Origin of the sequence: Oceanospirillum maris DSM 6286 (genome assembly GCF_000422865.1) — a bacterium.
Classification (GTDB): domain Bacteria; phylum Pseudomonadota; class Gammaproteobacteria; order Pseudomonadales; family Halomonadaceae; genus Oceanospirillum; species Oceanospirillum maris.
The window spans coordinates 169,986-182,107 of the sequence record NZ_AUGW01000003.1; the positions used below are offsets into that span (position 1 = coordinate 169,986).

The 12,122-nt window shown below is 41.8% G+C and carries 11 protein-coding genes; 9 read left to right on the forward strand and 2 right to left on the reverse strand.

Features of this window, described 5'->3' with window-relative positions; genetic code table 11:
• The first annotated feature begins 37 nt into the window (after positions 1-37).
• The 9 genes from G517_RS17205 to bfr (G517_RS0100695) all read left to right on the forward strand — a co-directional run bounded on the left by G517_RS17205 (position 38) and on the right by bfr (G517_RS0100695) (position 10,816).
• Positions 38-361: a DUF3467 domain-containing protein gene (locus tag G517_RS17205; RefSeq protein WP_084631992.1), complete on the forward strand. Its 324-nt coding sequence runs from the start codon at positions 38-40 to the stop codon at positions 359-361.
• 104 nt (positions 362-465) lie between these two features.
• Complete coding sequence (locus G517_RS0100660) at positions 466-2,244, forward strand: efflux RND transporter periplasmic adaptor subunit (protein ID WP_028302789.1); 1,779 nt, start codon at positions 466-468, stop codon at positions 2,242-2,244.
• Between the two features lie 3 nt (positions 2,245-2,247).
• Entirely contained in the window at positions 2,248-4,386 is a 2,139-nt protein-coding gene (locus G517_RS0100665; RefSeq protein WP_028302790.1) for a biotin/lipoyl-binding protein, read from the forward strand.
• Positions 4,383-6,140: a hypothetical protein gene (locus tag G517_RS0100670; protein ID WP_028302791.1), complete on the forward strand. Its 1,758-nt coding sequence runs from the start codon at positions 4,383-4,385 to the stop codon at positions 6,138-6,140. Before G517_RS0100665 ends, G517_RS0100670 begins: the two co-directional genes overlap by 4 nt.
• A gap of 13 nt (positions 6,141-6,153) precedes the next feature.
• Complete coding sequence (locus G517_RS0100675) at positions 6,154-7,620, forward strand: TolC family protein (protein ID WP_028302792.1); 1,467 nt, start codon at positions 6,154-6,156, stop codon at positions 7,618-7,620.
• Positions 7,621-7,669: 49 nt separating this feature from the next.
• The gene (locus tag G517_RS0100680) at positions 7,670-8,470 is read left to right on the forward strand and encodes an efflux RND transporter periplasmic adaptor subunit (RefSeq protein WP_157833123.1); all 801 of its coding nucleotides are present in this window, start codon (positions 7,670-7,672) and stop codon (positions 8,468-8,470) included.
• A gap of 8 nt (positions 8,471-8,478) precedes the next feature.
• Entirely contained in the window at positions 8,479-9,600 is a 1,122-nt protein-coding gene (locus tag G517_RS0100685; RefSeq protein WP_028302794.1) for a tetratricopeptide repeat protein, read from the forward strand.
• A gap of 262 nt (positions 9,601-9,862) precedes the next feature.
• The gene (gene bfr, locus G517_RS0100690; protein WP_028302795.1) at positions 9,863-10,333 is read left to right on the forward strand and encodes a bacterioferritin; all 471 of its coding nucleotides are present in this window, start codon (positions 9,863-9,865) and stop codon (positions 10,331-10,333) included.
• A gap of 12 nt (positions 10,334-10,345) precedes the next feature.
• Positions 10,346-10,816, forward strand: a complete 471-nt coding sequence (gene bfr, locus G517_RS0100695; RefSeq protein WP_028302796.1) for a bacterioferritin — start codon at positions 10,346-10,348, stop codon at positions 10,814-10,816.
• Between the two features lie 100 nt (positions 10,817-10,916).
• Here the strand turns inward: bfr (G517_RS0100695) and G517_RS17210 are convergent, their stop codons facing one another.
• Both G517_RS17210 and G517_RS0100705 read right to left on the reverse strand, forming a co-directional pair.
• Positions 10,917-11,138, reverse strand: coding sequence for a (2Fe-2S)-binding protein (locus G517_RS17210; protein WP_051205785.1), 222 nt, complete (start codon positions 11,136-11,138; stop codon positions 10,917-10,919).
• A gap of 175 nt (positions 11,139-11,313) precedes the next feature.
• Positions 11,314-11,862 carry a carboxymuconolactone decarboxylase family protein gene (locus tag G517_RS0100705; protein ID WP_028302797.1) on the reverse strand — a complete coding sequence of 183 codons (549 nt, stop codon included), beginning with the start codon at positions 11,860-11,862 and terminating at the stop codon, positions 11,314-11,316.
• Positions 11,863-12,122 lie beyond the last annotated feature (260 nt).

Consider the following 12,122-nt stretch of genomic DNA (forward strand, 5'->3'; position numbering starts at 1 on the left):
CAACGTCCAAAATGGGCTATTTCACTGGAGTATGAAAATGAGTAATGAAGAAAAGGCCAAGCAAGAATCACCAGTAATTAAATGGGATGATAAAGACATGCAAACCAGTTATGCCAACGTAAGTAATGTGGCAGTAACTCAGGACGAAGTAATGATGCTATTTGGTACTAGTCAGGTTTGGAATAATAGTCAAGATGAGATTGACGTCAGCCTGAGTAACCGTGTGATTATGACTCACTCTGCAGCTAAGCGCTTTTTACTGTTGTTAACCAAAACTTTAAGTGATTACGAAAAAGGGCAGAAGGCAATGCGTGAAGCCGCTGTTTCTGCTCAGGAACAGTCGAAAGATAGCGTACAGTAAATATGTAAATAAGGGCCTGAGCCTTATACTTTAGTGTAAGGCTCAGACTATTTTTTAAATATTATGAGAGTTATATCTGCTTGATTTCCGTTAAAGACATCTCCTTGCTAGATCATCTAAAAACAACCTCTGAGTTGAACGGTGGCGCTCATCTTTTCTGGCCAGAGTTTTGTGAGCAGATACAGCACTTTTTAGGTGCTGAAAGGTTCTTTGTTTTTGTCCGTAGAGAAGAGAAGCTCAGTCGGGTTGCAGGTAGCCCAGAATCTGTTGCAGACGAGCACTGGCTTACATTAACCCGCTCTGCATTACAGCATTCAAAGCCAATTCTTCATAAATCTCATGGGTTGAGAGTCGCTCAAAAAGTTTTAATTCCGGGAGAAGAAACGGAACTCGTTTTAGTTGCTGGATGGCTGGATAGCAAGATTGAGCTAGAAAACGAGAGGCTATTCAAATTCCGTATTGGCGCACAACTACCAGAACAATATCAGAGAAACCGAGCTCTTTCTCAGGTTAAAACGGATGTATCTCGTTTGGCTCAGGTTCTAGAGTTAGCCTCGAAACTACAGCACAAGGCTCATTTTTCGGAAGCGGCGCTTGAAAGCTGTAATTTCCTATCAGCAACAATGAACAGCCAAGTCGCTATTGGCTGGCTAGAACAAGATCAGGTGGTTCTAGCCGCATTAAATCACCAACCCCAACTGGTCACTGGTAGTACATTCTCATCACAACTAGAGCAGGTGATGGCTGAATCATTTGCTTTTGAGGAAGAGATTTGCCTTCATCGCCAGGATTCAGATAATGAGAAGGCTGAATACCCTGAACACCAAAAATTTCTTCAGCGAAAACCACTGTCCACTACCGTTTTGAGTATGCCTGTACAGCTTAAAGACAATACTGTCGGTGTTATCTTTCTTGAAAGAGACTCTACAGCATTTCAGGAAAGTGAGCTTTGGCTACTCCGTCTATTTGCTGAGCATATTTCCTATCCTTTGAATAGTTTATACCTAGACACGGGAACGCTTAGAGATCGCTGGAAAAGAGTGAAGTCTATTGTAGTAAGAAAAATAAGAGGTAAAAAAACATCTCGTGATTTGGTTCTTTTTGGCTCTGCTATTTTAATGCTTTTAGCTGTTCTACTATTCCCGCTGAAGTACCGAGTCGACGCCAACTTCATCCTCCAAACAGACTCCCTTAAGGTAGTAACAGCACCGTTTGATGGTTATTTAGCGTTATCCAATTTACGCAGTGGTGATGAGGTTTCTGAGGGGCAAATCGTTGCTGAACTGGATATTCGCGAATTACTACTTGAGCAAGCGGAAGCACTAGCGGATTTACAAAGATTACAGCGTGAGTCTAAAAAAGCCCGAGCCTCCAGTGCATTAGCCGATATGCAGATAGCATTGGCCCAGGTAGAGCAGGCTCAAAGTCATTTACAAAAAATCCGTTACCGTATTGAAGGTTCACAGATTAAATCACCATTCAACAGTATTTTAGTTGAAGGTGATCTTGCCCAACTATCTGGCTCACCTATTAGGCAAGGCGAGGTGTTGCTCAAGCTAGCATCCCTAAGCGATTTCTATCTTGAACTAGAAGCAAATGAACGAGTGATACAAGACCTATCGATTGGAATGACAGCAGATATTCGCTTTGTTACTCGTCCAGATGATATTTTCCAAGTGACTCTTGAGAAAATAATTCCTGTGGCGATGCATAAAGAAGGAGCCAATTCCTTCCGAATTCGTGCTTCATTTAATGGTTCTGTACCCGATTGGTGGCGTCCCGGCATGAGCGGTCTGGCTAAAGTTGATGCCGGAGAAAGGTCTATATTTTGGTTACTATTCCACAATTTGATCGATAGCTTTTACATGAAGTTTTGGTGGTAAAGCATGGATCTTTTTTCAGATAACTGGTTTCGTTTTGCCAATAGCCGAGCAGAGCTTAGTCCCACCATAGAAGTTAGCAAACAGTGTTATCGAGGTGAGTTTTGGTATGTACTGTTTGACCCTGCAAGCCAGAGTTATTTTAGGCTGCCTGTTGCTACCTACCGTTTTATCAGGTCACTTAACCTAAAGCGTACTTTAGATGAGGTTTGGCAAAATCAATTACATAAACAGCCCGACCTGGTTCCTTCTCAGCAAGATGTTATTCAGTTGCTAACACAGATGTACTCTAGTGGTGTTTTAGTTTTTGCAGTGCCAATCCCTGCTTCTAACATGTTGGAGAGTGCTGAGAAACAAAAAAAGAAGGAGCTAAGAAGTCGATGGATTAACTTCCTTTTTCTTAGATTCCGTCTGTTCAACCCCGATCCAATGCTAGAAAGCCTTAAACCTCTATACCCTTATATTATGGGGAAGTTAGGCATATTGGTTTGGCTTATAACGTTTGTTTTTTCTCTTGAGGCGGTTATGGGTAAGCCCTCTCAACTATTACAGCAGAGTGGCAATTTATTGGCATTCGACAATCTATTTTTACTTTATATCGCAATATTTATTGTTAAAGCACTTCATGAGCTTGGACATGGGGTTGTTTGTAAACACTTTGGGGGCAGTGTGCCACATGCAGGCGTAATGCTACTACTGTTTGCACCTGTGCCATATGTTGATGCTACATCGACGTGGCAGTTTGGCTCTAAATGGCAAAGAGTTTTGGTTGGCGCTGCAGGAATGCTAGTAGAACTTTGGTTAGCAGGACTAGCGGCTATCGTCTGGGCTAACTCACCTCCAGGTATTGTTAATGAACTACTGTACAACATCATGTTTGTAGCCTCAGTCACCACACTTTTGTTTAACTTAAATCCGTTGATGCGATTTGACGGCTACTACATTTTATCAGACCTTCTAGAAGAACCTAATCTTGGTACTCGAAGCAAGGTGATGTTTCGGCAATGGTTTGAAAAAACAATTTATCGATTACCTGTTCGTTACGATGAGCCCTTCTCTATTTTTCTGCTGACTTATCACATTTTGAGTTGGTGTTATCGCTTGGTTGTCTTATCAGGTATTTTGCTTTTTGTGGGTGACGAATATCCTAATATAGGTCTCGCTTTAGCCATTTTCCTGGGCATGGTTTGGTGGGGAATGCCTTTGCTTAAGTCATTAACGTCTATGGCTCAAGAGCCTCAAGGGAATCGCAGACAACATATTATGCGTGCTTGGCTGATAGGGGCAGGGATACCTGTACTATTTGCTGCTTTTATACCACTACCTTCCAATATTGTTGTACCTGGCGTCGTGCAGAGTGAGGTACAAAAACCGGTTGTCACCGCCAGTTCAGGAGTCATCCGTACTCTCAATATAAATAGTGGCGAATATATTGAAAAAGGGCAGTTATTACTAACATTATCAAACCCTGAACTAGAGCTTGAGCTGATATCTGTTCAAGCAGAAACTCAAAAAGCACGTGCGATGTTAATGCAGGCTCGCGCTCAAGGAGATGTTGACTCATTTCCTATCAACGCCCACCTGGAAGCATCTGAAAAACATGTTAAGGAATTAGAACGAAAACTATACGAGCTTAGTATGGTCGCCCCAGAATCCGGCATATGGATCAGTAACGATTTAAAAAAACTGACAGGCAGCTGGGTTCCACAGGGTGAAGAGCTGGGAAGTATTTCTTCTGTCGCAGCTCCCGTGATCACCGCCGTTGTCAGCCAGGAAGAAGCCTCTCGTATGTTCCAGCAGAAACCGAGTGCTTCTGCGTTAATCGTACGCTTAAAGGGGGATGCGTCGACAGACCTGACGATTAGGCATTACCAACTGGCCCCTTACTCTCAGGAGTATTTACCTTCAGAGGCTCTCAGTCTGCTAGCCGGTGGTGGTATCGCTGTAGCAGGTGAAGATGAAAAAGGTATCAAAGCTGCCGAACCTTTTTTCCTTTTCCGAGCACACATTCAATCTGACAACTTACATCCCGGTATTCTGCCTGGTAGAACTGCGGTCGTTAAGATCCATTTTTCTCCTGAGCCTCTTCTTACTCAGTGGTGGCGCTCAATTAGACAGTTCTTTCAGGGGAGATATCAATTATGAGTACTTCGCTGATTCAATATCAAGTCCTTGATAGGCCACGGACTCCTTTAATGTCTCCAGCAAAAGCACGGCTAATTTCAGCCTTGGACGGCATTAAAACCAGAGCTTATAAACATAAATTTCTGCAGCAAGCAGAGCATATTGTTACTTCAACCGTTTGTATCACCCATTCACAGCCGAAAACCGTTAGCCTGGATTCAGTTCTTGATTTGATGTGGCGCGATACTCATGTCAGAACTTTTTTTGAATCTCAAATCTATACTAAAAAGCAAGACGAAATAGCCTTTATTGCGGGAGTACTTGGGCTGTTATCAGGTTATTTTGTTGGGCTTAATGTTGAATTGAACAGGCCTGCGCTTATTCTGGCCGCTTTGTGTTTTGTAACTCAAGGTCGTAGTTGCCACCTTTTAGTCAGCAATGAACAAACCATCAAAGATATACTAGAAATATACAGCCCGCTTTTTTCTTATCTTAACATTGATCTAATTTCCGGCTACCAAGACCAATCACAAACAAATAAACAAAGTGGTAAGCCAACACTTACTATCACGACACCTCAGCGTTTATTGGCACAATATGTTGCCACAGTCCCATACCGTAGTGCTGATTTCCACCATAGAATTATTTCCTCACATTTTGGAGAGAAGCCTTTTTTAAATAACACATCCAGTCTTGATGTGGTTTTGATTGATCGTGTCGATGATTGTTTGCTGGATAATTATATTAAACCACTAACCCTCCATAGACCACGAAACTTACCAGGACTCGAAAAGACACTCGAAAGCATCTTATCCTGGGCATCTGATCTTGAGAGTACAAGCTACATAATAGATGGCCCAGAAGCAGTATATATAGGCAATACATCGTTACTGAATGATCCAAACCTTAAGACAGTAAAAGGTTTTTGGAAGAGTGAGCGAGTACTTACAGAACTCTCCAGCCATGCATTAATAGCGGTTCATGCTCTAGAGAAAGGGCGAGACTATAGTATAGAAGATGGAAAAATATGTGTTCTCAGCCCTGAAACAAGCAAGGTTCTGCCTAGTAAAATATTTCCTGAATGGACGAGGCAGTGTCTTGAGAAAAAAGAATCATTAGACATTTCTCCTGTAAGCGAAGTCGTTCATAGAAATAGTTATCAAGTTTTCTTTCGAGAGCGTTATCTTTTGGCAGGCACGGGAGTCGGCCTCAACTGGAATAGACAGGATTTCAATCTTCTTTATGGCAGTAAGGTTCTCCAACTAAGCTCAGCGTTACCTTCGTGCTTGGAAAGGCATCCCATCTATTTTGATTACACACAGCTTCTAGAAGCAATTTTAGCCCAGCTAGCGGTTAATAAAGCATTCTCCTATCTATATTTTTTCGATAAAACGCTTGAGCAGAAGCTTATAGAACACCTTGAGAGCACTTCTACACCGCCTTCTATAACATTTATCACATCCCTTGAAGAACTACAGAAATACTGTGTTTCAAGAGATAGCACTATTACTACAGAACAAGTTCTATTTCTGGGTACATCTGAAACAGGTCGAGATGAGGTTTACGTTGAAAAAATTTTGGGAGAGCGAATTAACAGAATGATACCTCTCGATTTTGCACAAAAAAAGCTAATGCATTCATTGCCTTTTGGACTTTCAAATATGTTATATCGATTACAGATAGGCCTAAGGCAACGTAAGAAGCGCTCGAAACTTCTATCCGAGCAATTAACAATTTTAAAATCAGAATATGGTCTTCAAGACCAGTGGATTTAAGGGCGAGTGTTCAATGTATAATAAATTATCTTTAGGATTTGGAGTCGCTTTAGTTACAGCCGTAGGCAGTGTTTCCGCCGCGAATGTTTCTCTAGAAGATTACGTCAGCCTAGTGTTAGAACAGAATAGTGAACTGGCTTATCAACGGCTTGATGTTGATATCGCATCAGAAGCAATCACGCTAAGCCAACAAGAGTTTGATACTCGGTTTACAGCGTCAGCAACGCGTACGGATACCTTTGTAAAGAATACAACGACAGAGAAACTTCAGCGCCAGTCTTACGCAGAATATTCAGCTGTTGATGACAATATTAATATAGGGTTTGAAAAGAAAGTTCGTTTTGGTACGAGCTTAGCCCTAAGTTACGATATTCAAAGAGCAAACAACTCCTTACAAACAGTAGCGGGGGAAGACGAAACAGAAATCAGCAGTTATGTTGGCATCAGCGTCGTTCAGCCTTTGTTAAAGAATTTTGGCTCCGAAAACAACACATTTGCTTATGAAGCCGCTCGCTTAGACTCAGAGAAATCCCGGTACGATTTCCAATCCAGAGCCTCAAATATTGCCAGAGAAGCCGTAGCAAACTATTTTGATGTGCAAAAAACATTTCACATCCTTAACTCACGGAAATCTGCAGTAGAGACCGCTGAGAAACTGCTTGAGGATGCTCAAGTACTTGTACAGCAAGGCCGTCTATCAGAGTATGACAAGCTCGACATTAGAGCGACCCTCGCTCAGCGTAAAGCCGAGTTCAGTATTGCTGACCAAGAATATAGAATGTCTGTCAATCGATTACAGCGATTACTCCCAGACCCCATTGATCCTACCATTATTGATCGCGATACATTGCCAAAAATTAGTCCGCTCTCTGTATCTCTAGATGATGCTTATAGCATTGCCTTAACTACTCGGCCAGACCTTGCTAACGCCCACCTTCAATTGAAGAAAGAGAAAATAATAAAGCGATCAGTCGAAAATGAGAATAACCCAGAGCTGAATTTAGTTATCAGTTATGGAGGAAATGGCTTAGAGGAGAATGAGGGCGATTCTTTGCAGGATGCACTCGATGGTAAGTACCGAACATGGAGCGCAGGGCTTGAGTTTAGCATGCCACTTGGATCAGATAGCAGAAGTAGCGCCCGTCGCTCAGCAGCGTTAAAACAACAGCAGTCTGAAATTGCCTTATCTGTACTGCAGCGCCAAGTTCGGAGTGATCTAATGCAGTCCTACGATATCGTTCAACAGGTCTATTCACAGCTACAACAGTACAAAGAGATTCTGAGTGGCCACAAGCAGCGCTTGGAAATTGATAGAGAAAAAGCGCTACAAGGTAATATTTCCTATATGGAATTAATGCGCCGACGTGATCTTCTGAACAATATTCGAGAAAAATTCATTCAAAATTTATTTAATTACCAGAAAGCTAAATACGAATTCTTCTATCATCAAGGAGCTTTACTTGATCAAGTCAGTTCCTGATATGGCATTCAAGATAACTTAAATGGCGGAGTTCTAATCTGTGAGACTATTGCAAGAATTTAAAGGCATGTGTATTGCTCTGCTTCTCGGCGTCGTTACTATTAACGCTAATGCAACAGAATACCCAGGGGTGACCAGTGCCTTCAGAAGTGCTGAGCTCTCTTTTGATGTCGCAGGCAAAATAAGAAGTATAAATGTCAGAGAGGGTGCCGCCGTTAGCAAAGGCCAGGATCTGATAGTGTTATACAACCAGATTGAGATGCTAGAGGTTAAGCGTAAATATCTTGTTTTTATCAGTAAGGCGGAGCTGAATGCTGCCATAAACAAAGAAAAAGCACTCAAAGGCCAACTGGAATCAGCCAAGCTTCTTTTTGACAGAGGTGCTGTAAGCGCTGAAGACCTGCAAAGAAAGGAGCTTGACTATCTCGCCATCTCGGCATCAAAGGAACAATTGACGACTCGGGAAAAAGTCGAAGAAGTCGAGTATCACTTAGCTAAGGCGGCGCTTAATTATCGGACTCTAAAAGCCCCCTTTACCGGTGTCGTCACTCGAATCATCAAAGATTTAGGGGAAAGTGTCGAAGCAAACCAGCCTATTCTCAAGCTGGTAGATCTAAGCAAAGGCTACGTCATTACTAATTTGGATCCTCAAATTGCGGTAGCTCTCAGAGAAAACCAGAAGGTAACAATCCATGTACAAGGGCTAGATGTATTTCAGGGTGAAATATCCTTTATTTCTCCAGAGATTGATCCAGCCAGCGGTCTCTTACAGATTAAAGTAATTTATGAAAACAAAGATCATAGAGTTCGCCCGGGTATTGCCGCTAAAATTGTTTTCCCTGATATATGAGCACACAGATGAAACTCAACCATATATTGCCGATATTGTGTCTTACAGGGTTATTTTCCTCTCACTTATCCCTCGCATCTGATGATGTATTAAGCGAGCGTGAATCTATTGAAATTGCTAAAGAGTTTGCTCGACTACAGCAATTGGACAAAGCTCTCATTTGGTACAAAGTCGCAGCAGAAAATGGCAATGTCCGTGCCCTTTTTATTGTTGGCATGGCAGAGATTAGAGGGATCGGCGTACAGAAAAACCCAACATCTGGCATAAAAAAAATATCTAGTGCCGCTAAAAAAGGGCTTGATGTAGCTCAGTTTTCACTGGGGTATCTCTATCAAAAAGGCAAACTTGGCCCTGTTGATTATGATAAAGCCCGTCAATGGTACTTAGCTGCAGCGAAACAACAGCTTGCTATTGCTGAAGTAGCGCTAGGTTCTTTATATGCCAAAGGTTGGGGTGTAGAAAAAGATTTTGATCAAGCTGAAAAGTGGTTCAGGCATGCTTACGCCAAAGGTCATATGGTCGGTGGATATAATCTAGCAATTCTTATGTTTAAAAGAGGGCAGTCTCAGGGCGATCTACTTAGGGCTATAAACATCTTTCAGCGGACGGCAGAATCTGGTCATACTCCATCGCAACTGGCCTTGAGTAAAATCTATCTGCAGGGGAAAAAGCCAGATCTGCTACCTTCAAGCGAGAAGGCTATTTTTTGGCTACAAAAAGCGGCAGGACAAGGAAGTTCACAGGCCCAATTGAGTATAGGCCGCCTTTATTTAAAAGGTGAATTATTGCCAACCAATGCCGAGCTAGCATTTTATTGGCTTAATAAATCAGCACGCCAAGGGCTGGTAAAAGCTCAGCTTGGTTTAGCCGCAGCGATGATTAAAGGCGATGTACTACCGAAGAACTTACCTGAAGCATACGTTTGGCTCTCGGTTGCATCAGCCTCTGGGCACGCTAAAGCTAATGAATTCAAAGAACGATTAGCAAAAGCATTAACCCATGAACACATTTGGGAATCTGACCTAAAGGCTAGAAAAATAATGATAGATATATCTAACCACTCAATAAAAGAGAAGAAAGAACCCTTAGATCAGCCGCTTGGCGCGGAATACCAAGGCATAAGCATTTAGAGTATATCCATCTTTGGAGCCCTTCCCTTTCTCTAACCTCGCCTCTATACGATATAATAAACAACTATTAATTATAGATATAAAACCGATCAAATATTGATGAGATTGTTTATTATTTGTATTGCTAGTTATCTGATAAATAAAAAATATTTGATACAAAGATTTTTTAATCTAAACGCGTTACATTAGGCCCCATTGAGTACGGTTGATATTTTCGTACTATAAACAAACGATAGCTAATAAACGTGATGAGGATAAGACCATGAAAGCTAATGCTGCGGTGGTTTCCGAGCTAAATGCTGCTCTTAAAGGGCAGTTGACTGCGATTAACCAAACCTTTTTGCATGCGCGTATGGCTAAAAATTGGGGCTTAGAAGAACTCAATAGCCATGAGTACAAGGCATCTATCAAGGCGATGAAACTTGCGGATGACTTAATTGAACGCATCCTTTTTCTAGAAGCCTTACCCTCTATGCAAGCTTTAAATCGCTTACACATTGGCGAAAGTATTCCAGAAACCTTAAGTGGTGATATGACCGTTTATACTGAGGTACGCGGCCAGCTGCTGAACGCTATTTCTGTCTGTGAAGATGCCAAGGATTATGTGAGCCGTGACATGCTAACAAAAGTGCTTGAAGAATCAGAAGAGCATATCGACTGGATCGAAACCCAGCTGTGGCAAATTGATAATGCCGGTATCCAAAACTATCTGGCTGCCCAGATAGAAGATTAAGGAGACATTGCAATGAAAGGTAATGCCAAAGTTCTAGAGCAACTACAGATATTGCTAAATAATGAATTGATGGCCAGAGACCAGTATATGGCTCACGCAATTCAGTTCAAAGACTGGGGTTTAAATAAACTCCATGAGCGCTTACATCACGAGATGGAAGAAGAAACAGAACACGCTGAAGCTATTATGGAACGCATGTTGTTTCTAGAAGCTGAGCCAAATATAAACGCTCAGGAAAAAGCCAATGTTGGTGCCGATGTCGCCAGTATGTTTAAAAATGATCTGCAAGTAGAATACGATGTAGGTCAAAGCCTAAAAGACGCTATCGCTATCTGTGAGCGAGAACAGGATTATATCAGCCGAAAAATGCTGCTTCAGTTGCTAGATGATACAGAAATGGATCATGCGTACTGGTTAGAACAGCAGCTAAGACTGATTGATATGATCGGAGTTGAAAACTATATCCAGAAACAGATGGTTTAACTTGCTAACCTAATTCTGATATGGCTTTTATGCGGTTAAAGCAAAGCTAGCCCCGATTTAAATTAAAACCGGACTCTAAGTTCCGGTTTTTTTTCGCCTGTCAGGCTGCGCGTTTCTGTGGTGAACAAATCTCAGTGGCAAGTTCGATAGCTGCTTTTTGATGGGTTGACTCATCTAAAATTTTACGGGTGTCTTTCACACACATGCCGCAGCTAAAGGCGATACCTAGTGCATCGCGTAATGCTTTAATAGAAAGATTACCCATTGATACTGATTCACGGATTTGTTGATCCGTTACACCTGCGCAAACACAAACATACATAGCAGCCACCAGACTTTGTTGATCTGACGATAATACTATTGATAACTCTTATCATTTGCAACACGTTTTTTTGACTAACCGTATGATCGTGCAATAAGTGATACTTGCAGCTACCTGCAACAGGGTAGCTGCGCCATAGCATGTGTCCATTGTGCTATGGTTGAAGCCAAAGCGCCTATTTAGACCATGTAAACGCTTCAAATACCTTGTCCACCGGCGTTTGTGCAACATGATTTACGTAGTTACTAATAACTTTCTGCGATAAACCAAGAATAACTTCTAGCACCTGCTTCTGGCCGTAACCGGCTTGGTAAAAAGACTCCAAATCTTGCGTTGAAACATTGCCACGGTTTCTGACCATGCTAAGAGTGAAATCTTTTAGAGCTTGTAACTTCTCCGTTGGCATCGCCTCATCATTACGCAGAGCTTCCGTTAGCGCTGGATCAACGTTCATTGAGTGCGCAATTCCCGTATGAGCTGGCACACAATAGTGACATTCGTGCTCAACATTGATGGTCTGCCATACAACCGTTAACTCTTCAGCATTAAATGAAGTCGCGGTGAAAAACTGATGCAGCTGAGTGTAAGCTTGCAGCGTCTCAGGAGATTCAGCCATAACCGAGTACAAACCAGGAATAGCGCCCATGCTTTTTTGGGCACCTTCTAAAATACCTTTTACGCTAGCCGGTGCTGTTTCAACGGTATGACGTTTAAATTCACTCATTTTTTTACCCCTACAATTAAATAATTAGCGCAGGGCACAACGTTGTAACCCTGAATATGGGATAAACTATAGAACAAATTGAACGATCGTTCAATATATTTTTTGAACACACGTTCAATAACAATCAAAACCTAATGCTAACCTATTGATTTAATAGTGATTAGCTTATTTATTTTTTCATAAAACCTCTTTTAGTCGTCTGCCTCCCAATAAATCCGCTTTACCTAGGACGCGATGATGCATACAATTTTGAACTATCG